Source organism: Thermobifida halotolerans (assembly GCF_003574835.2).
GTDB classification, from domain to species: Bacteria; Actinomycetota; Actinomycetes; order Streptosporangiales; family Streptosporangiaceae; genus Thermobifida; species Thermobifida halotolerans.
This window is the reverse complement of the sequence record NZ_CP063196.1, coordinates 711,550-735,624: the sequence shown is the minus strand read 5'-3', so window position 1 is coordinate 735,624 and position 24,075 is coordinate 711,550. Positions and strand designations below refer to the sequence as shown.

Sequence of the window (24,075 nt, the reverse complement as noted above, 5' to 3'; positions counted from 1 at the left end):
TCCGGGTTTTCCTTAGGCCGGTGGGGAGGAGGACGGCGAAGCCGAGGGCGCCGTGGCGTCGTCCCGGACCGCCGGAAGGGTGTCGACCTCGCCGGGAGGCGCGGCCTCGACCGCCTCGCGGAAGTCGGTCGCGGAGTAGGTCTCGTTGCCCAGGAGTTCACCGTTGACGTAGATGGACGGGGTACCCCCGAACGCGTTGTCGCCCTCGGAGTACTTGGTGTTGACCGCGGCGGTGGCGTCGAGGACGGTCTCGACGTAGCTGCCCGCCATGAAGGAGGAGTCCACGCCGTTGTCCTCACCCCACTCGACCAGGTCGCTCAACCGCATCGTCTGCAACCGGTCTTCGGGGATCTCGGCCTGTGCCTTGGTCGACAGTTCAGGGTAGTAGTTCGTGACGAACTCCTCCACGACCTCGCTTTCGGCCCGCACCCGTTCGGCGAAGGCGGGGTCGGTGATGCCGACCTCCTCCCCCCAGGCGACGAGTTCGTCGACGGTGAACCCCTCCTGGGAGGTGCTGGGCTGGTTGTCGAAGAGGATGTCGTTGTACTCGACGAACCTGCCGTGGTCGGCGGCGGCCCGCGCCGCCGCGCCCGCGCGCAGCGAGTTGCCGCCCGCCGGTTCGCCGGCGTCGGCGAAGATGCTCACCGGGCGCAGGTGGACGACGGCTTCGCCCTCGGCCGCCAACTCCTTGAGGGTGTCGCCGTTGATCTGCTCGAACCGGGCGCAGTGGGAGCACTGGTAGTCGGCGTAGACCTCCACGACGGGGGCCTGGGCGCCGTCGACGGCCATGACGACGCTGCCGTCCTCCTGGAGGGTCTGGGGGGCGAGGGCGCCCCGGTACTCCTCCGCCGCCGTCCCGCCGGAGGCCTGCATGACCAGGTAGCCGCCTCCCACGACGAAGGCGATCACGGCGACCGCCGCGCCGATGGCGGCCAGGAGTCTGTTGCGTTTGGCGCGCTGCTGCTCCTTGAGTCGCTCCTGCCTGAGACGCTCGCGATTGGCTCGCCGCGACTCCTTGCTCATCAGCCGATCACCATCTTCTCGTTGGAACACTGTGTGGTTGCCGGACCGGGGTGTGGCCGCCGTCCGTGTCCGCCTGGGCTCGTGCCCGCGTGCGGGGTCGGTGGAGTTCTACCGCTCCCGGCCGGAGCCCGGGTAGAGGTCGAGGACCCGGTCGAGTGACAGCGGTGAGCGCGGCCAGACCGCGAGGAACAGCCCCAGTGCCATGAAGCCGAGGTCGCGCGCGATGTCCAGACCGTAGGCGGTCTCGTCGGCGTCCACGGGGCCGCCGGTGCCGAAGCAGCCGCAGTCGATGGCCAGCCCGCGCGCCCACGCCGAGGCGATGCCCGCTATGAAGACCAACATGAGCAGGGCGGAGACGATTCCGGTGAGCCGGGTCGCCAGTCCGGCCAGCAGCAGCAGGGCCAGGGCGAGTTCGAACAGGGGCAGGGTGTAGCCGATGAACTGGTTGACGTCGTCGCTGAAGAGCTGGTAGGCCGCCACCGACTCCACCGAGAGGGCGGGCACGATCACCTTGGTGTATCCGGCGTATCCCAGGATTCCCGCCAGTGCCAGTCGCGCGGCCAGGCTCGCCCACGGCTGGACCTTCGCCCATCGGGAGGCGGTGGTCGGACGTGACGGCGGCCCGTCGCTGTGGGTGGTCTCCCCGCTGCCGCTCCGAGCGTTCTCTTCGGTGCCGGTCGACATGCCTCTCCCCGAACGTGTCTTGGTGTGCGGCGCTGTGCGTGTGGGCACGGACGCCACGGGAACGACACAGAAGACTACTACTGTGGGTAGTCGACTTGTCACGTCTCGATCGGAGATCGGGGCGGCGTCCACCAGCACCGTAGCCCCCCGGTTGCGAACCGGGGGGCCGGGAGTGGGGTTCAGCGGTGCACTCTCACCGGATTTTCACCGAGCCGCCGACCGCACGCCCTCGGCGAGTTCGGCGGCGAAGGAGCGGACCCGCTCGCACGCGGTGTCCAGGTCGGGCGCGTCCAGGACCCGCTGGCAGAAACCGGCTCCGACGATGACCCCGTCGGCGTAGGCGGCGACCTCGGCGGCCTGGGCGCCGTTGGAGATCCCCAGGCCGACGCAGACCGGCAGCCCGCTGTCCCGGGTGGCCTCGCGGGCGCGCTCCACGAGCCGCCGGGCGGTTCCGGCGACCCTGGCCCGGGTTCCGGTGACGCCCATCAGCGACGCCGCGTACACGAACCCCCGTGAGGCCTCACAGGTCAGCCTGAGGCGGTCGTCGGTGGAGGAGGGGGCGACCAGGAAGATCCGGTCGAGCCCGGCGGCGTCGCTGGCCCTGATCCAGGACTCGGCCTCCTCGGGGATCAGGTCGGGAGTGATGACGCCCGACCCGCCGGCCTCGGCGAGGTCGGCGGCGAAGGCCGCCACGCCGTACCGCTCGATCGGGTTCCAGTACGACATGACCAGGGCCGCCGCGCCGGTCGCGGCGGTGGCCCGGACCACGGTCAGCACGTCCTTGGGGGTGGTGCCCGCGGCCAGCGCCGCGTCGGCGGCCCTCTGGATGGTGGGGCCGTCCATGGTGGGGTCGGAGTAGGGCAGCCCGACCTCGATGACGTCGCAGCCGCCCTCGACCATCGCCTGGACGACCCTGATGGAGGACTCCACGTCGGGAAAGCCCGCGGGCAGGTAGCCGATCAGCGCGGCCCTTCCCTCGGTCCTGGCCTCGGCGAGTCTGCGTCGCAGCGTGGTCATCAGCTCTGCTTCCCTTCGTCGTCGAGGAGTCCGAAGTAGGCGGCGGCGGTGTTGACGTCCTTGTCCCCGCGGCCCGACAGGTTCACCACGATGGTGGCGTCCGGTCCGAGTTCGGCTCCGACGGTGCGCGCTCCGGCGAGCGCGTGCGCGCTCTCGATGGCCGGGATGATGCCCTCGGTGCGGCACAGCAGCCGGAACGCCTCCATGGCCTCGGCGTCGGTGACGGCGGCGTAGGTGGCGCGCCCGGAGTCGGCCAGCCAGGCGTGCTCGGGACCCACCGCCGGGTAGTCCAGTCCGGCGGAGATGGAGTGGCTGGGCACGGTCTGGCCGTACTCGTCCTGGAGGAGGAAGGTTCGGGCGCCCTGGAAGACACCGACGCTGCCGCCGGTGATGGAGGCGGCGTGCCGGTCGGTGGCCACCCCGTCGCCGCCCGCCTCGAACCCGTACAGCCGCACCGTCTCGTCGGGGACGAAGGCGGCGAAGATGCCGATGGCGTTGGACCCGCCGCCCACGCAGGCCGCGACGGCGTCGGGCAGTCTTCCGGTGCGCTCCAGAACCTGGGCGCGGGCCTCGGCGCCGATGACGTAGTGCAGGTCGCGGACCATGGACGGGAACGGGTGCGGTCCGGCGACGGTGCCCAGCAGGTAGTGGGTGGTGTCGACGTTGGCGACCCAGTCGCGGAACGCCTCGTTGACGGCGTCCTTGAGGGTGCGGCTGCCCACGGTGACGGGGACGACCTCGGCGCCGAGCATGTTCATGCGGGCGACGTTGAGGGCCTGCCGCCGGGTGTCCTCCTCACCCATGTAGATCACGCACTCCAGGCCGAGCAGCGCGCACGCGGTGGCGGTGGCCACCCCGTGCTGGCCCGCCCCGGTCTCGGCGATGACGCGGGTCTTGCCCATGCGCTTGGTGAGCAGCGCCTGGCCGAGCACGTTGTTGATCTTGTGGGAGCCGGTGTGGTTGAGGTCCTCGCGCTTGAGGAAGACGCGCGCTCCGTTGCAGTACTCGCCGAAGTTGCGGGCCTCGGTCAGCGGGCTGGGGCGACCGGTGTACTCGGTCAGCAGCCGGTGGAGTTCGGCCTGGAACTCCGGGTCGGTCTTGGCCTTGTCCCAGGCCGCGGCGACCTCGTCGAGGGCCGCGACGAGGGCTTCGGGACTGAACCGGCCGCCGAACCGGCCGTAGTGTCCGCCCTCGCCGAGGTAGGGAGGCACGGGATGTGCGCTGTCAGTGTTCATCGGGTCTCCAGGTGCCGCACGCGGGGCACGGCGTGGGGTGGACGGTCGGTCGTGGCGCAAACCCGCGTGCGACAGCCGCGCGGGTTTGCGTACGGAGGCCACGCGGGCGGTCTGGCGGTCGCCGGTGAACGGCGGTCGGGGCAGGTGGCTGTGGTCCTGCGGTCCCGCCTGCGAGCACCGCACACCCGCTGTCCGGCACGACGGGCTGTGCCGCGCATACCCGCAGTATGCACGAGGACGCCCGGATCGCGTCGCGGTCGCGGGTCGGCGCGCAGCCCGCCGACCTATCCGCGTGGCCTCCATCGCCATCGCCGGGTCAGCGTCGCGGCGCGGGGAGCAGGAAGCCTGTCCACGGTCAGTGCCGGTCCCGCAGCGCGGGGTGGGCGCCCGCCGTGACGAGGTCGGCGACGGCCTCACGGGGCTTGCGCCCGACCACCAGGCTCTCACCGACCAGCACCGCGTCGGCCCCGGCGCTCGCGTAGGCGAGCAGGTCGTGGGGGCCGCGCACACCGGACTCGGCGATCCTGATCCTGTCGTCGGGGATCAGCGGGGACAGCCGCGTGAAGGTCTCGCGGTCGACCTTCAGGGTCTTGAGGTCGCGGGCGTTGACTCCGATGACCGTGGCTCCGGCGTCGAGAGCGCGCTCGACCTCCTCCTCGGTGTGCACCTCGACGAGCGGGGTCAGCCCGAGCGACTCGGCCCGCTCCACCAGGGAGACCAGTGCGGCCTGGGACAGCGCTGCCACGATCAGCAGGACGGCGTCCGCGCCGTGCACGCGCGCCTCCCACAACTGGTAGGAGCTGACCACGAAGTCCTTGCGCAGCAGCGGCGTCTCCACGGCGGCGCGCACCGCGGCCAGGTCGGCCAGGCTGCCGCCGAAGCGGCGCTGTTCGGTCAGGACGCTGATCATGCAGGCGCCGCCCGCGGCGTAGTCGCGGGCCAGTGCGGCGGGGTCGGCGATCGCGGCGAGCGCGCCCTTGGAGGGGCTGGAGCGCTTCACCTCGGCGATGACCTGGACTCCGGGGGCGCGCAGCGCCGCCACCACGTCCTTGGGCCACGGTAGGGTCGCGGCCTGCTCTTTGAGTCGATCCAAGGGCGCGGCGGCCTGGCGTTCCGCGAGATCCGCGCGCACTCCGTCGATTATCTCGTCGAGCACGCTCACGTGAGAGGGCCCCTTCTTGCTGTCGACTGGGTGACCGGGAGTGAGAGCGCCCACTCCTGTCGTGTATCCCCGATCGTATCCATCCCCGCGGGCCGCCGGACACCGGCACCGCTCATTGCGTCCCCGACCGGGCGAGGCCCGCACCGCCCCGGTCGGGTCAGGACAGGAGCGGCGCGGGAATCCCGCCGGGGGCGAGCAGCACTCCGAAGGGCAGGTTGCGCACCACCCAGAAGACGAGGACGGCGCCCAGGAGCAGCCACGCCCAGAACTGGCTGACCTGCCCGGGGGGTTCGTCGGAGGGCCGGAAGGCCCGGTGGAGCCAGCGCACGTAGGCGTGGGCGAGGAAGGGCAGCACGGCCAGCAGCAGGATGTTCATCTGCGCGGCGCCGACGATGTCGAGGTGGGTCAGCGCGTGCAGGGCGCGGGTCGTGCCGCACCCGGGGCAGTAGGTGCCGGTGACGGCCAGCCACGGGCAGGTCGGGTAGTGCCCCGGTTCGTTGGGGTCGACGAGGTGCACGACGACCGCGCCGACCAGTCCCAGGGCGCCCAACGCCAACGGCGCCGCCGCGGGATGCGGGCGGCGCCGTGGTCGCGCCAGATCCGACGAGTCGGCCATGGGCTTCTTTAGTAGGGATAGGTCGTCGTCGCCGACGCGCCCAGGAGGACGACGAAGAAGATGATGTAGACGACCCAGAAGATCACCATCAGGATGAAGCTGATGAGGCCGATGATTCCCAGGATCTTGGCGGTGTTGGCCGCGCTCTCGGCACCGGCGTAGTCGCCCATGTTCCACTTGCTGTTGACCTGGAGCGCGAAGACCAGGCCGATGATGCCGACGATCGTGCAGCCGAAGATGCCCAGGATGTTCATCCACAGGTAGTTCTTGGGCGGCTGCGCGGCGGGCTGGCCACCGCTGGGGTAGGAACCGGGGGGTGGGCCGTAGCCGCCGGGCGGCGGGCCGGGAGGACCGTAGCTCATGGTTGGTTTGTCTTTCGTTACGGCGGATCGTCAGAGCGCGTCGCGACCCGGAGACAGGGACCAACGGGTGTCACGGTTGGAGATACCGCTCCATACGCGCCGCGGACGGACCGAATCATGCCAGATTTTTCTGTCAAATGTATGGACGGGGCCGGTAACGATCGGCGATCGAACCGGAGTGGCACTCGGCCGGTCCCCGGAGGCCACGCCCGGAGACCGGTCCGTCACACCGCCGCGGTCTCGCCGCTCTCGGCGGTCTTCGCGGACTCGGCGAGGCGCGCCTCGTACTCCTCGCGGGTCATCGGGCGGGGGCGGGGCGCCTTGCGGCCCATCCCCGCCCTCTTCATCGCACCGGCCACGGCGGCGCACGCGACACTGGCGCCCAGGCCGACAACCGTCCAGGTGAGAAGGTCCAGCCCGGCGATGATCGCGACCGCGGCCACAGTCCAGACGACGATCCACGAGATGGTCAGAAACCAGCCGGCCAGGGTGTTGCCGTGGTCGTCGTGGTGCTCTTCGGCCATCAACGCTCCTTCGGTTCAGCGTTCTCATCGGTGGGATCCGCGCCGCTGTCGAGCGACCTCCACAGCTCCGCGGGAGTGTCGGTGCGGGTCGCGCGGGGGGCGCTGTGGCGATCGTACCGGCTGCTCATGGCAGGCCATACGGTACCCCTGACCAGCGTCAGCACTCCCGCGGCGAGCAGCAGTGCGGCGCCCGCGGCGGCCAGGACCGGCCAGGCCCACGCCACGGTGACGCCGCCGACCGCGCCCTCGGCGGTGGCCGCCCGCGCGGCGGCGTCCGCCAGCGCCGCGGAGCGGACGCCGAGCGCGACGGCGAGCAGGGCCCCGCCGCCCAGCAGCGCCACCAGCAGCCCCACGAGGCGTCGGGCCGCTCCCCCGGTCGCGACCAGCGCGGCCAGGGCGGCCAGGGCGGCCCAGCCCAACGCGGAGACGGCCGGGACCACCTCGGAGGCGGACAGTTCCACGGCGACGGGAGCGAGGTCGCCCGCCAGGTCCACCCGGGCGCTGGCCCAGACCTGCGCGGAGACGGCGAGCAGTGCGACGGCTCCGGACGCGGTGAGCGCGAGCGCCAGCAGGTACTCCCGGCGCCGGGGGCGGGCGGGCGCGGCGACGTGTCCGGTTCTCACAGCAGCCGGTCCGCGTCGAAGCAGGTCCGGTCGCCGGTGTGGCAGGCCCCACCGGTCTGGTCGACCCTGACCAGCAGGGTGTCGCCGTCGCAGTCGAGCGCGACGGAGACGACCCGCTGGGTGTTTCCGGACGTCGCGCCCTTCACCCAGTACTCGCCCCGGCTGCGGGACCAGTAGGTGGCCGCCCGGGTGGCGAGGGTGCGCCGCAGCGCCTCGTCGTCCATCCAGGCGAGCATGAGAACCTCCCCGGTGTCGTACTGCTGCACGACGGCGGGCACCAGGCCGTCGGGGGTGCGTTTGAGTCGTGCCGCGATACCGGGGTCCAGTTGGGGAGGACTGCTGCTCATGTCAGCAAGCCTACGGCCGCCCGGACGGGGACTCCGACGAGGATGTGCTTACCTGGTTCGGGGAGTCCGCAAGGCCCGGCGGCTCCCCCGCCGCCGTGTGGACCGCCGAGGATGGGGCACCGTTGGCTTCCTCCCCCTCCTGGGAGGGGGATTTGGCACCAAGGAGAGGCATGTGTGAGGCAGAGCGCGAGAGGCGCAGGTTGCCTGCCCGGATTCCTCCCCGGCCTGAAGACCGGGGCATCCCCCGGGAGGCCGGGTGAGCGTCGAACGGCTCGCGGACGAGGTGTCGGCCAGGACCGCCGCCCTGACCGGACTGGCCGACCATCTGACCCGCCACGATCCCTACGCGGCACTGCCCTCCCTGCTGGACGACGAGCCCGCGGCGGTGGTGCTGCTGGGCGTGGGGGCGGGCCACTACGCGTGCCAGGCCGCGGCCGAGCGGATGCGCCGTGCCGGACTGGGGGCCTTCGCCGAGTCCGCGGCCGCGGCGCATCTTCCGCCCGGCGGCCCGGACACGCTGGTGGTGGCGGTCGCGCCGGGCAGTGGACGGCGCGAGCTGTGCGAGTCGCTGGAGCGTTACGCGCGTTCCTCCGTGATCGTCGTGCTGACCGACTCCCCCGAGTCGCCCGAGGCGCGTTACGCCGACGTGGTGGCGCCGCTCATGACCGGAGGGAGGAGCGGCGGTCTGGAGGTGGTGGCCCACCAGCAGGCGGTGGCGCTGCTACTCGTCCTGGCGTCGCGGCTGGGCGCCACTCCTCCGGGGGTCGCCGACCCGTCGGCGACGCTGCGCCGCGCGGCCAACGCCGTCACCGACCTGGTGGAGCGCGCCCCGTCCTGGGTTCCCGAAGCGGTCAGGGCGCTGGAGGGACGCGACGGTCTGGCGCTGGTGGCTCCGGCGGAACTGGTCTCGGCGGCCCGGTTCGGCGCGTTGACGCTGCGGCGCGGCCCGGTGCTGGCCGCGCACGCCTGCGAGACCGGGGAGTGGTCGCACGTCGACCGCTATCTGGCGGCGATCCAGGACTACCGTGCGCTGCTGTTCACGGGGTCGCGGTTCGACGAGCGGTTCGCCGAACACCTGCTGGCGCTGCGCGGGACCTTTGTCGCCGTGGGCGGTGACGTCTCGGGGGCGGCGGTGAGTCTGCGCTATCCGGGGGAGAGCGACCCGGACGTGCGGCTGCTCGTCGATCCGCTGGTCAGCGAACTGCTGGCACTGCACTGGTGGCGCAGGCGCAAAACGTGAGCCGGGGATTCGGGACCCCGGCCCCAGAGGGGGCTTCGGGCGGCCCCAGCCCCAGGGGATTGTGAAACCCCGGCTCCGAGGGAGTCTTCAGCCGCACTCCACCCCAGGGAGTCTTGTGGCCTCAGCTCTGCGGGTGGTTTTCGGGTGGCCTCGGGGCCGGGGTCACAAGACCCCCGGGGTGGGGTGGCCTGGGAGTTTCCCCCGGGCTGAGGCCACAAGACCTCCTCGGGTCGAGAACGCCCGGAACTCCCCGGGACGGTCGCCTCCGTCCCGGGCTCAGGCCGAGCTGCGCACCCAGGAGGCGTGCAGATCCGCGTAGACGCCCGGCTGTCCGACCAGTTCCGCGTGGGTTCCGCGCTGCGCGATGCGGCCGTCGTCGAAGACGAGCACCTCGTCGGCGGCCTCGGCGGTGGAGAGCCGGTGGGCGATCGCCACGGAGGTGCGCCCCCGGGTGAGCCGGTCCAGGGCGCGTTGGATGCGCACCTCGGTGGCCGGGTCGACCGCCGAGGTGGCCTCGTCCAGGACCAGCAGGTCGGGACCGGCGATGGCGGCCCGCACCAGTGCCACGAGCTGGCGTTCTCCGGCGGACAGGGACTCGCCGCGCTGTCCGACGGGGGTGTCCAGGCCGTGGGGCAGCCCGGCCAGCCAGTCCCCCAGCCCCAGGTCGACGATCGCCGCGCCGATCTGCTCGTCGGTGACCTCCGGGCGGGCGAAGCGGATGTTGTCGCCCAGGGTGCTGTCGAACAGGAAGCCCTCCTGGGGCACCATGACCACGCGGGACCGCAGCGAGGAGAACGCCACCTCGCGCAGGTCGGTGCCGTCCAGCAGCACTCTGCCCTCGGCCGGGTCCATGAGTCGGGTGAGCAGCTTGACGAAGGTGGTCTTGCCGGAGCCGGTCTCGCCGACGACCGCGACCCGGCGGCCCGGGGCGATCTCCACGTCGATGTCGTCGAGCACGCGGGGGCCGCCGGGATAGGCGTAACTGACGTGGTCGAAGCGGATCGAGACGGGACCGCGCGGCAGTGTCCTGCCGGACGATCCGGGGTCGGCGATGTCGGGGACGGTGTCGAGAACCCCGAGCACCCGCCGCCACCCGGCGATCGCGTTCTGGGCCTCGTTGAAGATCTCCGTGGCCATCGTCATGGGCGCGATGAACAGGTTGATCAGGAACAGGAAGGCCACGAGCTGTCCGGCGGTGAGGGAGCCCGTGACGCCCAGCCACACCCCGACCACGACGACGACCGCGTAGGTGAACGCCGAGACGACCTCGGCGAACGGTGAGACTGCCATGGACAGGCGCTGTGCTCTGACCTGGGCGGTGCGGGTGGCCAGGACGCTCTCGTCGACGCGCTCCGCGGTGCGCTCCTCGGTTCCGTGGGCGCGGATGACCGCGGCCCCCACGACGGTCTCGCTGACGACTCCGAGCATCTCGCCGGTGCGCTCCCGCACCAGCAGGTAGGCCCTGGACAGCAGTTTCTGCAGCCAACGCACCCCGAACAGCAGCGGCAGGAAGCACACCCACACCAGCAGGGTGAGCTGCCAGGAGTAGACGGCCATCAGCACGGTGGCGATCGCCAGTTGCCCGGTGCTGACGACCAGGAGGATGCCGCCCCACTGCATGAAGGTGCTGATCTGGTCGACGTCGCTGGTCACCCGGGACACCAGGGCGCCCTTGCGTTCGCTGTTCTGGGTGAGCACCGAGAGGTCGTGCACGTGCCGGAACGCCTTGCGGCGCAGGGTGGCCAGGCCTCCCTCGGTGGACCGGTACAGCCGCGCGTTCATCACGTAGGAGGACACGGCCGTGAGGACGACCAGGGTGGCGCACAGCACGACCGTTCCGGTGACGAACCCGATGTCGATGCCGCCTTCGGCGAGCAGACCGTTGTCGATGATCTGCTGCACCGCCAGCGGCACCACGACCTTGCCGACGGTGGCGACCACCGCGAAGACGGCGGTCAGCGCCAGCCCTCGGGTGAACTCGGGCGACAGCGCGAAACCGCGGCGCAGGGTGTCCCACGCGGAGTCGGTGGAGCGGTGCAGCGCGGGGGAGGCGGCGGTGTCGGCGTCGACTCCGGGGGAGGTGTCGGCACGGCTGTTTCGGGTGCGGGCCGGGGCGCTCATCGGACGGCCTCCTGGTCGGTGGGGCGGGCGGCGGCTTCGGCTCTGCGCTGCTCGGCGGCCTGTTCGTAGGCGGTGACGAGGCGGTGGTATCCGGGGGAGCGCGCGAGGAGTTCGTCGTGGGTCCCCCGGTCGTGGACCGTGCCCTGTTCGAGGTAGACGACCTCGTCGGCGAGTTCGATGGTGGCCCTGCGGGAGGCGACGACCACGACGGTGGCTCCGGCGAGGTCGGCTTCTCGCAGGCCGCCCAGGATCTGCGCCTCGACCTGGGGGTCGACCGCGGAGGTGGCGTCGTCCAGGATGAGCAGCCGTGGACGGCGGACCAGGGCGCGGGCCAGGGCCAGACGCTGGCGCTGCCCGCCGGACAGACTGGTGCCGCGCTCCCCCAGCCGGGTGTCGAGGCCCTGCGGGAGCGCGGCGACGAAGGAGTCGGCGCGGGCCAGGCGCAGCGCCTGCCACACCTCGGCGTCGTCGGCGTCGCCGCCCAGGGTGACGTTGTCGCGGACGCTGTCGTCGAAGATGAAGGTGCTCTGCGGTACGAGGGCGATGGCGCGGGAGAGTTCCCCCCTGGCGTAGTCGCGGGCGTCGACTCCGTTGATGAGCACCGTGCCCCGGTCGGGGTCGACCAGGCGCGCCAGCAGCGTGGTGAGCGTGGACTTGCCCGATCCGGTGGGGCCGACCAGGGCGGTGACCCGGCCGGGGGTCAACTCCAGGTTCACGTCGCGCAGGACGGTGGTGCGCGCCTCCTCCCCGTGGTGGTGGCTGTCGAGGCCCCGCCCGCCGGAGGTGTCCCGATCGCGGCCGTCGGCGTAGGAGAAGCTGAGGCCGCGAACACTCACCGCCAGTCCGCTGTCGCCGGACAGCGCCGTGTCGCCGTGTTCGGTGCCGCCTTCGGCGCCGAGCACGGCGCTGACCCTTCGCCACCCCACCACGCTGCGCGGCAGGTCGCCCAGCAGCCAGCCCAGGGAGCGCACCGGCAGCGACAGCAGGGTGAACAGGTAGGCGATCTGCACGACGTCGCCCGAGGTGACGGCGCCCCGGTCGAGGCGGAGCAGTCCGACGAGCAGCACCACGAGCACACCGAAGTTGGGCAGTGCCTCGAGGAGCGGGTCGAACGCGGCGCGCATCCGGCCGACCCTGATCTGGGCGTCGCGCAACCGGTCGGCGGCGCGGCTGAACCGCTCGGTCTCGGTGTCCTCGCGGCCCAGGGCCTTGACGACGAGCGCGCCGTCGAAGGACTCGTGGGCGACCTCGCTGACCTGGGAGCGCAGTGCCTGGGCGCGGGTGGCGACGGGAGAGACCCGGCGTTGGAAGACGATGTTGGCCACGGCCAGCGTCGGGAAGACCACGAAGCCGACCAGGGCGAGGACCGGGTCGGTGACGAGCATCGCGACCGCGGCGATCAGGAGCATGGCGATGCTGCCCACGGCCATGGGCAGGGGTGCGAGCGGCTGCCAGGCGGCCTCGACGTCGGCGTTGGCGTTGGACAGCAGTTGCCCGGCGGGGTGGCGCTGGTGCCAGGACAGCGGCAGCCGGAGGTACTTGCGGGCGACCGCGCGCCGGTACCTGGCCTGCATGCGGAACTGCATGAGTCCGGCGTAGAGGCGGCGCGCCCCCAGTCCCAGGGCTCTGAGGAGGCCGACGCCGAACACCAGGGCGGCCGCCGCGGCCACCGCGGCGACGGTGGTGCGTCCCTCTTCGATGGCGGGCAGGACGACCTGTTCGGAGATGCCACCCAGGATCGACGCCGAGGCGACGCTGGCCGCCGCGTACAGCACGGCGCCGACCAGTGCGGCGGTGAAGACCCACGGTTCGGTGCGGATCGCGGTCCACAGGACGCGCATCCCCTCGGTGAAGACCCGGGAGTCGACCCCGGGCCTCGCGGCAGCCGCCTCCTGTGACATTCGTCCCCCCGTTGCGTTGTCGTGGTGAGAGGCGCCGCCCCCTGATCGGCGCGACAGTGTCACACCGTACCCACCGACCCGTCCGGGCGCACCGGTCTGGTTCAGCGCTGTGGACAACGCCGCTATTCCGCTCCCCGTGATCATGCGGTGTCCGCTTCCGGCCACCGCGGCCGGGGCGTCTGCGCCCCTTCTTCCCGGAAACGGCGCCGCAGCCCTCGGGGTGGAGGCGTTCCTCCCCCGGAGGGCTCGAAGGGCTCCGGGGGAGGGGGGCGTCTCAGCGCACCGGGTGGCCCTTGGCGCGCAGGTCGGCCTTGACGTCGTTGATGGTGAACTCGCCGAAGTGGAACACGCTGGCGGCCAGGACCGCGTCGGCTCCCGCGTCCACGGCGGGAGCGAAGTGCTCGACGGCGCCCGCCCCCCCGCTGGCGATCAGCGGCACGGTCACCGCCTCGCGCACCGCGCGGATCAACTCCAGGTCGAATCCGGCCCTGGTGCCGTCGGCGTCCATGGAGTTGAGCAGGATCTCACCCGCGCCGAGGTCGGCGGCCTGCCGGACCCACTCGACCGCGTCGATGCCGGTCCCCCTGCGTCCGCCGTGCGTGGTGACCTCGAAGCCGCTGGGGGTGGTGGTTCCGTCGACGGCGCGGCGCACGTCGGCCGACAGGACCAGCACCTGGTTGCCGAACCGTTCGGCGATCTCGCGGATCAGTTCCGGGCGGTTGATCGCGGCGGTGTTGACGCCGACCTTGTCGGCCCCGGAGCGCAGCAGCCGGTCGACGTCGTCGGTGCTGCGCACGCCGCCGCCGACGGTGAGCGGGATGAACACCTGCTCGGCGGTGCGGCGCACCACGTCGTAGGTGGTCTCACGGTTGCCGCTGGAGGCGGTGACGTCGAGGAAGGTCAGCTCGTCGGCGCCTTCGGTGTCGTAGCGCCGGGCCAGTTCGACGGGGTCGCCCGCGTCGCGCAGGTTCTGGAAGTTGACGCCCTTGACCACCCGGCCCGCGTCGACGTCCAGGCACGGGATGACGCGCACGGCCAGGCTCATCGGGCGGCCTCGCGCACCGTCGCCAGCGCTTCTTCCAGGGTGAACGCGCCCTCGTACAGGGCGGTGCCCATGATGGCGCCCTCGACTCCCTCGGGGACCAGGGTCGCCAGGGCCCGCAGGTCGTCGAGGCTGGACACGCCTCCGCTGGCCACGACGGGCTTGCCGGTGCGCGAGCACACGTCACGCAGCAGGTCGAGGTTGGGGCCCTTGAGGGTGCCGTCCTTGTTGACGTCGGTGACGACGTAGCGGGCGCAGCCGGCGGCCTCCAGGCGCTCCAGCGTCTCGTACAGGTCGCCGCCGTCGCGGGTCCAACCGCGCGCGGCCAGGGTGGTGCCGCGCACGTCCAGGCCGATCGCGATCCGGTCGCCGTGTTCGGCGATGATCCTGGCGCACCAGTCGGGGTTCTCCAGTGCGGCGGTGCCGATGTTGACGCGGCGGCATCCGGTGGCCAGCGCCGCGGTCAGCGACTCGTCGTCGCGGATGCCGCCGGACAGTTCGACCTGGACGTCGAGCGTGCCGATGATGGAGGCCAGCAGCTCCCGGTTGTGGCCGCGGCCGAAGGCGGCGTCCAGGTCGACCAGGTGGATCCACTCGGCTCCGGCGCTCTGCCAGGCCAGCGCCGCGGCCCTCGGGTCGCCGTACTGACCGCCGGAGCCCGCCCGGCCCTGGACGAGCTGCACGGCCTGGCCGCCCGCGACGTCGACGGCGGGCAGGAGTTCGAGTGTGGGCGCCATGGTGGGTGAACCTTTCACGGGTGGGGGACGGCGTTGCGGCTCGTCCGGTCGTCTGCGGGGGCGGTCACAGTGTCGCGACCCAGTTGGCGAGCAGCCGGGCCCCCGCGTCGCCGGACTTCTCCGGGTGGAACTGGGTGGCCCACAGCGGGCCGTTCTCCACGGCCGCCACGAAGGGGGCGCCGTGGGTGGACCAGGTGACCAGCGGCGGCTTCAGGTGCGGGCTGGTGGCCTCCATCTCCCAGGTGCGCACGCCGTAGGAGTGGACGAAGTAGAAGCGCTCGCCTTCGTCGATCCCGGCGAACAGCGCGGAGTCGGCGGGCGCGGCCACGGTGTTCCAGCCCATGTGCGGGACGACGGGCGCGTCGAGCCGGTCCACGGTTCCGGGCCACTCGCCGCAGCCGGTGGTGGTGACGCCGTGTTCGACGCCCCGCTCGAACAGGACCTGCATGCCCACGCAGATGCCCAGTACTGGACGGCCGCCGGCCAGGCGCTTGCCGATGACCCGGTCGCCCCGGGCGGCGCGCAGCCCTTTCATGCAGGCCTCGAACGCGCCCACGCCGGGCACGACGAGTCCGTCGGCCTCCAGTGCGGCGTGCGGGTCGCCGGTGACGGTGACGTGGGCGCCGACGCGCTCCACTGCGCGCTGCGCCGAACGCAGGTTGCCCGATCCGTAGTCGAGGATGACGACGCGTGGCTGCACGGGTGGACGTGCCTTCCTGTGAGGACGGTCAGAAGTAGCCGAGGCGCAGCGCCCCGGCCGCCAGGGCCACGGCCGCGCAGGCGGCCAGGCCCACGGCGATGGCCTTGTTGGTCTTCCAGATCGACAGGGTGCCGCCGAGCAGGAGCCCGGCGAGGCCGATCAGGAGTACCCCCAGGATCGTGGTGCTCACAGCGCGCCCTTGGTGGAGGGCACCCCGGTGACGCGGGGGTCGCTCTCGCAGGCGAACCGCAGGGCGCGGGCCAGCGCCTTGAACTGGCATTCCACGATGTGGTGGGCGTTGCGCCCATAGGGTACGTGGACGTGCAGGGCGACGCGGGCCTGGGCGACGAAGGACTCGAAGATGTGCCGGGTCATCGTGGTGTCGTAGTCGCGGCCGATGACCGGGGCCATGCCCTCGGGTTCGGAGTGCACCAGGTAGGGCCGTCCCGAGACGTCGACGGTGACCTCGGCGAGCGCCTCGTCCAGGGGGACCTTGGCGTCGGCGAAGCGGCGGATCCCGGCCTTGTCGCCCAGGGCCTCGCGGAAGGCCGCGCCGAGGGCGAGGGCGGTGTCCTCCATGGTGTGGTGGGAGTCGATGTGCAGGTCGCCCTCGGTGCGCACGGTCAGGTCGAACAGTCCGTGCTTGGCGAGCTGGTGGAGCATGTGGTCGTAGAAGCCGACACCGGTGGAGATGTCGGCGGCACCGGTGCCGTCGAGATCGATCTCGACCAGGACCTTGGTCTCGTTGGTGGCGCGTTCGACGCGGCCGATGCGGCTCATGGGCTGGCTCTCCTCGTCGTGGTGGCGCGGGCGGCGCCGCCGGTGTCGGGTCGTGTGCTGTTGTCGGACGGGGCGCGGTCAGGCGCGGCCGACCACCGCGAGCAGCGCGTCGCGGAAGACGGCCATCTCCTCGGGGGTGCCGACGGTGACGCGCAGCCACTCGGGCGGTCCCACCTCGCGGATGAGCACCCCCCGCTCCAGCATGCCCTCGAACACCGCGGAGCGGTCGGGGAAGCGGCCGAACAGCACGAAGTTGGCGTCGGAGTCGGCGACCGCGAAGCCGTGGCCGCGCAGCCAGTCGACGAGCGCGTCGCGTTCGGCGCGCAACTGGTCGACCGCGCCCAGCAGTTCGTCGGCGTGGGCCAGGGCGGTGAGCGCCACCGCCTGGGTGACGGCCGACAGGTGGTAGGGCAGCCGCACCAGTTGCAGGGCGTCGACGACCGCCGGGTGCGCGGCGAGGTAGCCGAGGCGCGCTCCGGCCAGGGCGAACGCCTTGGACATGGTGCGCGAGACGATGACGTTGGGGTGGGACGGCAGCAGCGACAGCGCGCTGGGGGTGCCCTCGCGACGGAACTCGGCGTAGGCCTCGTCGACCACGACGACGCCGGGGGCGGCCGACGCGACCGCCTCGACGGTCCGCAGCGGCAGCGCGGTCCCGGTGGGGTTGTTGGGCGAGGTCAAAAACACCACCGCGGGCTGGTGCTCCTTGACCGCGGCCACGGCGTCGTCGACGTCCACGGCGAACTCCGCGGTCCGCGGCACCGGCACCCACTCGGTGGCGGTGCCGCGCGCGATGATCGGGTGCATGGAGTAGGACGGCTCGAAGCCCACGGCCCTGCGTCCGGGACCGCCGAAGGCCTGCAGGATCTGCTGGAGGACTTCGTTGGAGCCGTTGGCGGCCCACACGTTGGCGGCGTCGACCCCGTGGCCGAGGTAGTCGGCCAGCGCCTGACGCAGTTGGACGGCGTCGCGGTCGGGGTAGCGGTTGAGGCCGGTGGCGGCCTCGGCGGCGGCGCGGCCGATCGCCTCGGCCAGCCGGGCCGACGGCGGGTACGGGTTCTCGTTGGTGTTGAGGACGGCGCGGACCGTCAACTGGGGGGCGCCGTAGGGGGACTGTCCGCGCAGGTCGTCGCGGAGGGGCAGGTCGTCCAGGCCGAAGCCGGTGGGTCCGGGGTCGCTCACGCCTGCTGCTCCTCCAGCGGGATGCGCGCGGTGACGGCCTCGCCGTGCGCGGGAAGGTCCTCGGCCCGGGAGAGGGCCACCACGTGGTGGGCGACCTCGGCCAGTGCCGCGCGGTCGTACTCGACGACGTGGATGCCGCGCAGGAAGCTCTGCACGCTCAGCCCGGAGGAGTGGCAGGCGCAGCCGCCGGTGGGCAGCACGTGGTTGGAGCCCGCGCAGTAGTCGCCCAGGGACACCGGGGAGTGGTCGCCGACGAAGACCGCTCCGGCGTTGCGCACCCGGGCGGCGACGGCCCGGGCGTCGGCGGTCATGACCTCGAGGTGTTCGGGGGCGTAGGCGTTGACGACGGCCAGTCCGTGGTCGAGGTCGTCGACCACGACGATGCCGGACTGGGGGCCGCCCAGGGCCCGGGTGATGCGTTCGCTGTGCCTGGTGGCGGGCACCCGCGCGGCGAGTTCGGCCTCGACCCGCTCGGCGAGGTCCTCGGAGGGGGTGACGAGCACCGAGGCGGCGACGACGTCGTGTTCGGCCTGGCTGATCAGGTCGGCGGCGACGTAGCCGGGGTCGGCGGTGTCGTCGGCGAGAATGGCGATCTCGGTGGGCCCGGCCTCGGAGTCGATGCCGATGACGCCCCTGAGCAGGCGCTTGGCGGCGGCGACCCAGATGTTGCCGGGGCCGGTGACCATGTCGGCCCGGGCGCACTCGCCCGCGCCGTAGGCGAACATGGCGACGGCCTGGGCACCGCCCACGGCGTAGACCTCCTCGACGCCGAGCAGGGCGCAGGCGGCCAGGATGGTGGGGTGCGGCAGGCCGCCGAAGTCGGCCTGCGGCGGGGAGGCCACGGCCAGGGACGCCACCCCCGCCTCCTGGGCGGGCACGACGTTCATGACGACGCTGGAGGGGTAGACGGCGCGTCCGCCGGGCACGTACAGCCCGACCCGGTCGACGGGCACCCAGCGTTCGGTGACCGTGCCTCCGGGGACGACCCGGGTGGTGGTGTCGGTGCGACGCTGGTCGCGGTGGACCAGGCGGGCGCGGCGGATCGACTCCTCCAGGGCCGCGCGCACCGCCGGGTCGAGGTCGGCGAGCGCGGCGTCGACGGCCTCCTTGGGGACCCTGATGTGGGCGGGACGCACCCCGTCGAAACGCTCTCCCAGTTCGACCAGCGCCTCGACTCCGCGATGGCGGACGTCCTCGCAGATGGGACGGATCTTCTCGACCGCGGACGCGACGTCGGTCTCGGCGCGCGGCAGCGACTCGCGCGGGTCTGCGGGGTTGCCTCGGAGATCGATTCGGGAGATCACGGACCTCATTCTAGGGGCGGCGCAGCGGCTGCGGCCTCGGGGCCGGTGCGCCCGTCCGGCGGCCGACAGGGCTTTCCCGAATGTCGCGGTCGTCCCGTGATCCTCCGAATAATTCCCTGAGGCCGGGTCAGTTGCACGATATGACTGCCAACGTGCACAGCCTCGAACACGGTCTGTCCAGGTTCCACCAGCTCCTCCTCGACCAGCTGCGGCACGAGTTCACCGCCTCGCAGCAGTACGTGGCGCTGGCGGCCTGGTTCGACAGCCGGGACCTGCCGCAACTGGCGGGGTTCTTCTACCGCCAGGCGCTCGAGGAGCGCGACCACGCGATGATGATCCTGCGGTACCTGGTCGACAACGACGTGCCCGTCACGGTTCCGTCGACCGACGCCATCCAGAACGACTTCGACACCCCGCGTGACCTGGTGGCGCTCGCCCTGCGGCAGGAGCGCGCGGTCACCGAGCAGTTCCACCGGCTGGTCAAGGCCGCGCGGGAGGAGAACGACTACACCGGTGAGCAGTTCCTCCAGTGGTTCCTCAGGGAGCAGGTCGAGGAGGTCGCCTCGATGTCCACGCTGCTGGCGGTCATGGACCGCGCCAACGGCAACCTGTTCGACGTCGAGACCTTCGTGGCCCGGGACATGCAGGCGTCGCCGAAGGCGGAGGCCGGCGCCCCCGAGACAGCGGGACCTGCGACGATCTGACCGGTCCGCGGGCGCGTGAGTCCGCGCCCACGTCGACGGGCATACTTGTACGGTGTCCACCAGGCTGCCGCTCTTCCCGCTCGGTTCGGTTCTCTTCCCGGGGCTGACCCTGGCCCTGCACGTGTTCGAGGACCGCTATCTGAGACTGGTCGACGATCTGATGGCGCTGCCCGCCGACCGGCCCCGCTCCTTCGGGGTGGTCGGGATCAGGCTGGGCCACGAGGTGGGCGAACGCGCCGCCCACCAGATGGCCGACGTCGGCTGTGTGGCCGAGATCAGCGCGGTGCAGCACCGTTCCGACTCCGGCCTGGACCTGGTGGTCACGGGAGTGGCGCGGTTCCGGGTGGAGGAGCTGGTCGAGCCCGACGAGGAGACGCCCTACCTGCGCGCTGAGGTCTCCTCGCTGCCCGACGAGATCGGTGCGGACGCCGAGGTGTGGAACGAGCGGGTGGCGCGGCGGTTCACGGTGTACCGCGAGCGCCTCGACCGCATCGGCGTGTCCGTCGGGGAGACCGTCGATCTTCCCGACAAGCCGCTGGAGCTGTCGTACTCGGTGGCCGACGCCCTGGTGCTGGACATGTCCGACAAGCAGGCGCTGCTGGAGGCCGAGGACGCGGCCGCCCGCCTGGAGCTGGCCGCGGGCCTGCTGCGCCGGGAGAACCGGGTGCTGTCGGCGCTTCGCCTGCTGCCCGCGGGGCGGTTCCCGCAGCAGGTGATCAACCTCAACTGACCGGTCCTTGTCACGGAAAGCGAGCAGCGTTGAGCGGTAGGGGCACTCCGGCCACGGTGGCGGCCGAACGCGGCGGGGTTGTCTTCACCCTGCACTCCTACGAGGCCGAGGGGTCGGGTTCCTACGGGGAGGAGGCCGCCGCGGCTCTGGGGGTGGCGCCCGAGCGGATGTTCAAGACCCTGGTCGCCGAGGTCGACGGCGCGTTGACGGTGGGCGTGGTCCCGGTGGCGGGCAGGCTCGACCTCAAGGCGTTGGCGGCGGCCGTGGGCGGCAAGCGGGCACGGATGGCCGATCCCGCCGCGGCCGAGCGCGCCACCGGGTACGTGCGCGGCGGCATCAGTCCGCTGGGGCAGCGCAGGCGGCTGCGGACCGTGGTCGACTCCTCGGCGTCGAAGCACGAGACCGTCTACGTGTCCGCGGGGCGGCGCGGGCTGCAGATGGAGTTGGCCCCGGACGACCTGGTGCGACTCACCCGGGCGGGGACGGCTCCGATCACCGCGGGACACCAGGGGCCGGATTTCCCGCAGCCCTCGGCCCGGGGCTGAGGCCACACGCCCCTGGGGCCGAGGCCATCCGAAACCCGCCCTCTCGGGTCAGGCGGTCCTGGCTTCCTCCTGCGGGTTCGAGGCGGAGGGGCTGTTCCTCTTTCCAGACGCGGAGAACCGGCTTACTGTGATCAATATCCGGTTGACACAGGGCAGCAAGGAGTCCGCGATGGTCGCCGCGATCGTGTTGGGCACGGTGTCGTACTACCTGCTCGTCACGGTCTGCTATGTGGTGACCCGTATCTGTTATTCGCGGGTCCGCGCGACCGGTCCGGTGCGGCCCGCGGTGGGACCGGACGAACTCGGCCCGTACGAACTCGCCCTGCTCTCGGGCGGTCGGCCCCGGGTGGGCGAGGTGGCGGTGGCCGAACTGTTTCTCACCGGGCGGATCGTGGCGTGGGGGCCGGGCATGGTCGCCCGGGTTCCCGACCGCTTCCGGGTGTCCTTCCCACCGCTGTCGGCCGTTCCGTTCGTGCGCGCTCCCGCCGCGCGTCTCCGGGACGGCCGACCGTTTCCGGTGGACCGGTTGGTGTCCTCGGTCGCGTGCGGGGACGCGGTCACCGCGGCGCTGTGGCGGCTGCGTCGGCTGGGGTTGTTCCTGGCGCCCGGGCGGCTGCGCCGGGTCGCGTGGGCGCGCCGGGCGGCATGGCTCTCCCAGGTCGGCCTCGGCGCCGCGGGCGCGCTGGCGGCGGGGTTCGCGGTGGGGTGGGCGGTCCGGGCGGACAGCTCCTTGGTGCCGCTGCTCCTCGCACTGCTCCTGGCCTATCCCTTCCTGCTGCACGTGGCGCGTCGGGTGTTCGGCGGGGCGGCGGGGACGGTGGGCGCCGCGGCCCTGGTGTCGGGGGTGAGCGCGGCCGTCGGAGGACTGGTCGCGGAGCTGCTGGCCGTCGTGGCGCTGTTCGCGGGCTGGTGCGCCGCCTACGCGGTCTACCGGTGCACCGGGGGCAGGCTGGGGCCGCGCACGGTCGCCGGGGACGTCCTGTTGTCCGAGGCCCGTGTGGAACTGGCGTCCCGGTCGGCGCCCGACGGTGACGCACTGCTGCGGACGGTCGCGCTGTTGGGGTTCGAGGGCCTGCGCGGGGGGTGTCCCGAGGGGTGGCGGGGCACGTCGCGGACCGGCGCGCCCCGCCTGTCCCGGCTGGTCGCCTTCGGCGCGGCGTGCGGGCGTTCGTTCGGCGCGCCCGACCGGGGTGTGGGCGGTGACTTCGGTTGGGACGGCACGCGCGGCGACTGGGTGACGCACGGCGACGGACTGCCGCCCGCGCCGCCGCTTCCTCCGCGCGACGGGCGCGACCGCAGGGGGCCGTCGCCCGGACGTCCCTGAAGCGCCGCCCGGTCTTCTCCCTCATCGACGGCGCCCGGCCGTGGGCGGCCGGACGCCGGGTGCCCGGGTTCGCCTTCCTGGGCGCTGCCAGCGACCGTTATTCGATATATCGTTATGCATGGCGATAGTAAGAACACTGTCGCTACTGTTTCGAAAGGAGACCGATGATGGTTGCCATGGCGATGCCCTGGAACTGGGCGGACGACAACGGACCGGTCCCGCCCCGCCTGTTCGGGGGGCGCGGGAGACGGTCGCGCGGTGGCCGCCGCCACCGCCGCGCCCACGACCTCGCGTACCGGATGGACGTCGGCGGACCGCACCACCGGGGCGGTTTCGAGCCGCCGATCCCGCCCCAGCCGCCGCGCGGTCCGTGGGGGGCCTCCCCCGGCGGCCCGCCCTTCGGCGGCCCCGGAGGCCCGTACGGGTTCTTCTTCGGCGGCGGAGGCCGACGCCCCGGTCGCAGGCCGCGCGCCCGGCGCGGAGACGTGCGCACCGGGATTCTGCTGCTGCTGACCGAGAAGCCGATGAGCGGCTACGAGATCATCAAGGAGAGCCGGGAGCGCAGCGACGGCGCGTGGCGGCCCAGCCCCGGCTCCGTCTACCCGATGCTCCAGCAACTGGAGGACGAGGGGCTGGTCGCTCCCGCGCCACGCGGCGGGGAGGGGCGCAGGCGCCCCTACGAGCTGACCGAGGAGGGGCACGCCCACGTCGCCGAGCACGCCGCGGAGTTGACCCCGCCGTGGGAGAGCGCCGCCCGGGACTACGAGGAGACGCACGCCGGACACGCCGAACTCGCCTCACTGGCCGCCCAGTTGACCGCCGCCGCGGCCCAGGTGTCCCAGGTGGGCACCGCCGAGCAGGTGGAGCGGGCCAAGCGGCTGCTCGCCGAGGCGCGTCGGGGCGTGTACCGCATCCTCGCCGAGGACGACGTCGACGGGACCGGCAACCACGGGGCGGAGTGAACGCGCGGCGGCCGGACGGGTCAGGCACCGCCTCCCGGCCGCGCCGTTCCGCCCGCGGCGGCTCCGGGCCGGGGCGTCTCCTGACCTCCGGGGTCGCCGGACCGCTCCTCCTGCCACATGTTGATCGCGTCGAACAGTCCGTACTGCAGGACCGCGCTGAAGGGCCACAGCAGCGGCGCGCTGTGGGAGCGCAGGGTGAGTCCGGTGCGGACGACGTCGCCGGGGCCGGCCAGCAGCAGCGCCTCGGCCGCGGCCCGGGCGTCGAGTCCGACTCCCACCCCCCAGGCGACGAAGGAGCCCGCGAGCGTTCCGGCGGCCAGTCCGATCAGGGTGGGCAGGCGCAGGTCCAGCCAGTGCCGCCGGGACACGTACTGCTGCGCGAGGTAGCAGAGGTAACCGGTGACCAGTCCCGCGGCCAGCATCATGACCGAGTAGCGGCCGTCGACCGCGAACCAGGTCTGCGTGACCGGGTGGGGGGCGAGTCCCTGGGAGGTGACGGTCGCCTCGGGGCGCGGCGCGATCAGCCACCACAGCAGTCCCAGTGGCGCTCCGAGCAGCGTGACACCGCCGAAGACCACCGTCCCCACGGCGAGATTCCGCGCCATCAGGCCCCCACCCGTTCGTTCTCGGTCGCTTCGCCCACCAGAGGCTATCCCCTGTTCCCGAGGGCGGTGCCGCCGCGCCGCCGCCCCGGTCCGGACAGACTCCGGCCCCCGAGAGAAATTCAATACTGAACAAAGAGTGCTGCGGCTTCCCGTGCCGCCCCCTTCCGAACCAGCGCGTCCGGTCCGCCGCCTTGCCCCACACCCCCGAACCCTCTAGGATTCGCCCGGACCTGGCCCGGTACGGCCGGTCATGCGAATACCGAATGGGAATTCTCCATTCGAATATCCCTCCCGCGTCCGTCGTTTCGCCGCCTCCGCCCCGGGGCGCTCCCGGTCCCACGGTCGGACTCTCCTCAGGTCGGACGGCGCCCGAGGACGTGTTGTCTCCCGTCGACCTTCCCGACGGCCCCGAGCGTCCACTCCCGCCCTCCGCCCTCCCCCGCAACCGCCTCCACCTGCCGCGACCAGCGACAGAACCGCCACGGCGGCGGGACGGGCGCCCCGGCCCGCCGTCGGACGCCGACAGCGCGGACCCCGCCCCCCGGGGGAAGGCGACGGCCGCTTCCCAGGCCGCGGAAGAGGAGTGCTCCCGGTCCCGCAGAACC

26 protein-coding genes are annotated in these 24,075 nt (G+C 72.5%); 6 read left to right on the top strand and 20 right to left on the bottom strand.

All coding sequences use genetic code 11. The annotated features are described in order from the left end of the window. Positions 1–12 precede the first annotated feature (12 nt). The 10 genes from NI17_RS03310 to hisI all read right to left on the bottom strand — a co-directional run bounded on the left by NI17_RS03310 (position 13) and on the right by hisI (position 7,593). Positions 13–1,023: a DsbA family protein gene (locus tag NI17_RS03310; RefSeq protein WP_068689509.1), complete on the bottom strand. Its 1,011-nt coding sequence runs from the start codon at positions 1,021–1,023 to the stop codon at positions 13–15. Between the two features lie 108 nt (positions 1,024–1,131). After that, on the bottom strand, positions 1,132–1,707 hold the full coding sequence (locus NI17_RS03305; protein WP_068689511.1) for a MauE/DoxX family redox-associated membrane protein: 576 nt from the start codon (positions 1,705–1,707) through the stop codon (positions 1,132–1,134). A gap of 204 nt (positions 1,708–1,911) precedes the next feature. Further along, positions 1,912–2,724, bottom strand: a complete 813-nt coding sequence (trpA, locus tag NI17_RS03300) for a tryptophan synthase subunit alpha (protein WP_068689520.1) — start codon at positions 2,722–2,724, stop codon at positions 1,912–1,914. Further along, positions 2,724–3,959 carry a tryptophan synthase subunit beta gene (gene trpB / locus NI17_RS03295; protein WP_068689522.1) on the bottom strand — a complete coding sequence of 412 codons (1,236 nt, stop codon included), beginning with the start codon at positions 3,957–3,959 and terminating at the stop codon, positions 2,724–2,726. Before trpB ends, trpA begins: the two co-directional genes overlap by 1 nt. Before the next feature lie 355 nt (positions 3,960–4,314). Further along, positions 4,315–5,121, bottom strand: coding sequence for an indole-3-glycerol phosphate synthase TrpC (gene trpC, locus NI17_RS03290; RefSeq protein WP_068689524.1), 807 nt, complete (start codon positions 5,119–5,121; stop codon positions 4,315–4,317). Between the two features lie 157 nt (positions 5,122–5,278). Beyond that, entirely contained in the window at positions 5,279–5,737 is a 459-nt protein-coding gene (locus tag NI17_RS03285) for a DUF2752 domain-containing protein (protein WP_068689526.1), read from the bottom strand. 8 nt (positions 5,738–5,745) lie between these two features. Beyond that, entirely contained in the window at positions 5,746–6,099 is a 354-nt protein-coding gene (locus NI17_RS03280) for a CD225/dispanin family protein (RefSeq protein WP_068689528.1), read from the bottom strand. Positions 6,100–6,323: 224 nt separating this feature from the next. Then, complete coding sequence (locus tag NI17_RS03275) at positions 6,324–6,623, bottom strand: HGxxPAAW family protein (RefSeq protein WP_068689531.1); 300 nt, start codon at positions 6,621–6,623, stop codon at positions 6,324–6,326. Next, entirely contained in the window at positions 6,623–7,246 is a 624-nt protein-coding gene (locus NI17_RS03270) for a Trp biosynthesis-associated membrane protein (protein WP_068689532.1), read from the bottom strand. Before NI17_RS03270 ends, NI17_RS03275 begins: the two co-directional genes overlap by 1 nt. Continuing rightward, a complete protein-coding gene (gene hisI, locus NI17_RS03265) occupies positions 7,243–7,593 on the bottom strand; it encodes a phosphoribosyl-AMP cyclohydrolase (protein WP_068689534.1) in 351 nt (116 codons plus the stop codon). The genes NI17_RS03270 and hisI overlap by 4 nt, the downstream gene beginning before the upstream one ends. Positions 7,594–7,849: 256 nt before the next feature. On the opposite strand from hisI, the gene NI17_RS03260 reads away from it, so the two are divergent. Next, a complete protein-coding gene (locus tag NI17_RS03260; RefSeq protein WP_068689536.1) occupies positions 7,850–8,833 on the top strand; it encodes a sugar isomerase in 984 nt (327 codons plus the stop codon). 276 nt (positions 8,834–9,109) lie between these two features. On the opposite strand, the gene NI17_RS03255 is transcribed toward NI17_RS03260, so the two are convergent. From NI17_RS03255 to hisD, 9 genes are all read right to left on the bottom strand, one after another. Further along, positions 9,110–10,954 (bottom strand): ABC transporter ATP-binding protein, encoded by a 1,845-nt coding sequence (locus NI17_RS03255; RefSeq protein ID WP_068689538.1) that lies wholly within the window; start codon positions 10,952–10,954, stop codon positions 9,110–9,112. Continuing rightward, complete coding sequence (locus tag NI17_RS03250) at positions 10,951–12,855, bottom strand: ABC transporter ATP-binding protein (protein ID WP_068689540.1); 1,905 nt, start codon at positions 12,853–12,855, stop codon at positions 10,951–10,953. Before NI17_RS03250 ends, NI17_RS03255 begins: the two co-directional genes overlap by 4 nt. Before the next feature lie 274 nt (positions 12,856–13,129). Beyond that, positions 13,130–13,900, bottom strand: a complete 771-nt coding sequence (hisF, locus tag NI17_RS03245) for an imidazole glycerol phosphate synthase subunit HisF (RefSeq protein WP_068689542.1) — start codon at positions 13,898–13,900, stop codon at positions 13,130–13,132. Beyond that, a complete protein-coding gene (priA, locus tag NI17_RS03240; RefSeq protein WP_068689544.1) occupies positions 13,897–14,634 on the bottom strand; it encodes a bifunctional 1-(5-phosphoribosyl)-5-((5-phosphoribosylamino)methylideneamino)imidazole-4-carboxamide isomerase/phosphoribosylanthranilate isomerase PriA in 738 nt (245 codons plus the stop codon). The genes hisF and priA overlap by 4 nt, the downstream gene beginning before the upstream one ends. Positions 14,635–14,698: 64 nt before the next feature. Further along, positions 14,699–15,334, bottom strand: a complete 636-nt coding sequence (hisH, locus tag NI17_RS03235) for an imidazole glycerol phosphate synthase subunit HisH (protein WP_068689545.1) — start codon at positions 15,332–15,334, stop codon at positions 14,699–14,701. Between the two features lie 28 nt (positions 15,335–15,362). Further along, a complete protein-coding gene (locus NI17_RS03230) occupies positions 15,363–15,524 on the bottom strand; it encodes a hypothetical protein (RefSeq protein ID WP_170163015.1) in 162 nt (53 codons plus the stop codon). After that, the gene (gene hisB / locus NI17_RS03225) at positions 15,521–16,114 is read right to left on the bottom strand and encodes an imidazoleglycerol-phosphate dehydratase HisB (protein ID WP_068689546.1); all 594 of its coding nucleotides are present in this window, start codon (positions 16,112–16,114) and stop codon (positions 15,521–15,523) included. Before hisB ends, NI17_RS03230 begins: the two co-directional genes overlap by 4 nt. Before the next feature lie 78 nt (positions 16,115–16,192). Beyond that, a complete protein-coding gene (locus NI17_RS03220) occupies positions 16,193–17,296 on the bottom strand; it encodes a histidinol-phosphate transaminase (protein ID WP_068689547.1) in 1,104 nt (367 codons plus the stop codon). After that, positions 17,293–18,600 carry a histidinol dehydrogenase gene (gene hisD / locus NI17_RS03215; protein WP_068689548.1) on the bottom strand — a complete coding sequence of 436 codons (1,308 nt, stop codon included), beginning with the start codon at positions 18,598–18,600 and terminating at the stop codon, positions 17,293–17,295. Before hisD ends, NI17_RS03220 begins: the two co-directional genes overlap by 4 nt. A 140-nt stretch (positions 18,601–18,740) precedes the next feature. Here hisD and NI17_RS03210 point away from each other — a divergent pair, with 140 nt between their 5' ends. From NI17_RS03210 to NI17_RS03190, 5 genes are all read left to right on the top strand, one after another. Further along, complete coding sequence (locus NI17_RS03210) at positions 18,741–19,304, top strand: ferritin (protein WP_068689549.1); 564 nt, start codon at positions 18,741–18,743, stop codon at positions 19,302–19,304. A 52-nt stretch (positions 19,305–19,356) separates the two neighbouring features. Then, entirely contained in the window at positions 19,357–20,034 is a 678-nt protein-coding gene (locus tag NI17_RS03205; RefSeq protein WP_068689550.1) for an LON peptidase substrate-binding domain-containing protein, read from the top strand. Positions 20,035–20,063: 29 nt separating this feature from the next. Beyond that, positions 20,064–20,579, top strand: a complete 516-nt coding sequence (ybaK, locus tag NI17_RS03200; RefSeq protein WP_068689551.1) for a Cys-tRNA(Pro) deacylase — start codon at positions 20,064–20,066, stop codon at positions 20,577–20,579. Between the two features lie 169 nt (positions 20,580–20,748). Beyond that, positions 20,749–21,903, top strand: a complete 1,155-nt coding sequence (locus NI17_RS03195) for a TIGR04222 domain-containing membrane protein (protein WP_119267673.1) — start codon at positions 20,749–20,751, stop codon at positions 21,901–21,903. Positions 21,904–22,070: 167 nt separating this feature from the next. Further along, positions 22,071–22,865, top strand: a complete 795-nt coding sequence (locus tag NI17_RS03190) for a PadR family transcriptional regulator (RefSeq protein WP_068689832.1) — start codon at positions 22,071–22,073, stop codon at positions 22,863–22,865. A gap of 20 nt (positions 22,866–22,885) precedes the next feature. On the opposite strand, the gene NI17_RS03185 is transcribed toward NI17_RS03190, so the two are convergent. After that, on the bottom strand, positions 22,886–23,470 hold the full coding sequence (locus NI17_RS03185; protein ID WP_234401770.1) for a hypothetical protein: 585 nt from the start codon (positions 23,468–23,470) through the stop codon (positions 22,886–22,888). Between the last annotated feature and the right edge of the window lie 605 nt (positions 23,471–24,075).

Excerpts from the sequence above, each read along its gene's own strand:
- NI17_RS03275 (WP_068689531.1), bottom strand. The coding sequence starts at position 6,623 with ATGGCCGAAGAGCACCACGACGACCACGGCAACACCCTGGCCGGCTGG.
- NI17_RS03285 (WP_068689526.1), bottom strand. The coding sequence starts at position 5,737 with ATGGCCGACTCGTCGGATCTGGCGCGACCACGGCGCCGCCCGCATCCC.
- NI17_RS03250 (WP_068689540.1), bottom strand. The coding sequence starts at position 12,855 with ATGTCACAGGAGGCGGCTGCCGCGAGGCCCGGGGTCGACTCCCGGGTC.
- NI17_RS03210 (WP_068689549.1), top strand. The coding sequence starts at position 18,741 with ATGACTGCCAACGTGCACAGCCTCGAACACGGTCTGTCCAGGTTCCAC.
- NI17_RS03195 (WP_119267673.1), top strand. The coding sequence starts at position 20,749 with ATGGTCGCCGCGATCGTGTTGGGCACGGTGTCGTACTACCTGCTCGTC.
- NI17_RS03190 (WP_068689832.1), top strand. The coding sequence starts at position 22,071 with ATGGTTGCCATGGCGATGCCCTGGAACTGGGCGGACGACAACGGACCG.
- trpB (WP_068689522.1), bottom strand. The coding sequence starts at position 3,959 with ATGAACACTGACAGCGCACATCCCGTGCCTCCCTACCTCGGCGAGGGC.
- hisI (WP_068689534.1), bottom strand. The coding sequence starts at position 7,593 with ATGAGCAGCAGTCCTCCCCAACTGGACCCCGGTATCGCGGCACGACTC.
- NI17_RS03280 (WP_068689528.1), bottom strand. The coding sequence starts at position 6,099 with ATGAGCTACGGTCCTCCCGGCCCGCCGCCCGGCGGCTACGGCCCACCC.
- trpA (WP_068689520.1), bottom strand. The coding sequence starts at position 2,724 with ATGACCACGCTGCGACGCAGACTCGCCGAGGCCAGGACCGAGGGAAGG.
- NI17_RS03305 (WP_068689511.1), bottom strand. The coding sequence starts at position 1,707 with ATGTCGACCGGCACCGAAGAGAACGCTCGGAGCGGCAGCGGGGAGACC.
- NI17_RS03255 (WP_068689538.1), bottom strand. The coding sequence starts at position 10,954 with ATGAGCGCCCCGGCCCGCACCCGAAACAGCCGTGCCGACACCTCCCCC.
- hisB (WP_068689546.1), bottom strand. The coding sequence starts at position 16,114 with ATGAGCCGCATCGGCCGCGTCGAACGCGCCACCAACGAGACCAAGGTC.
- hisF (WP_068689542.1), bottom strand. The coding sequence starts at position 13,900 with ATGAGCCTGGCCGTGCGCGTCATCCCGTGCCTGGACGTCGACGCGGGC.
- priA (WP_068689544.1), bottom strand. The coding sequence starts at position 14,634 with ATGGCGCCCACACTCGAACTCCTGCCCGCCGTCGACGTCGCGGGCGGC.
- NI17_RS03185 (WP_234401770.1), bottom strand. The coding sequence starts at position 23,470 with ATGGCGCGGAATCTCGCCGTGGGGACGGTGGTCTTCGGCGGTGTCACG.
- NI17_RS03310 (WP_068689509.1), bottom strand. The coding sequence starts at position 1,023 with ATGAGCAAGGAGTCGCGGCGAGCCAATCGCGAGCGTCTCAGGCAGGAG.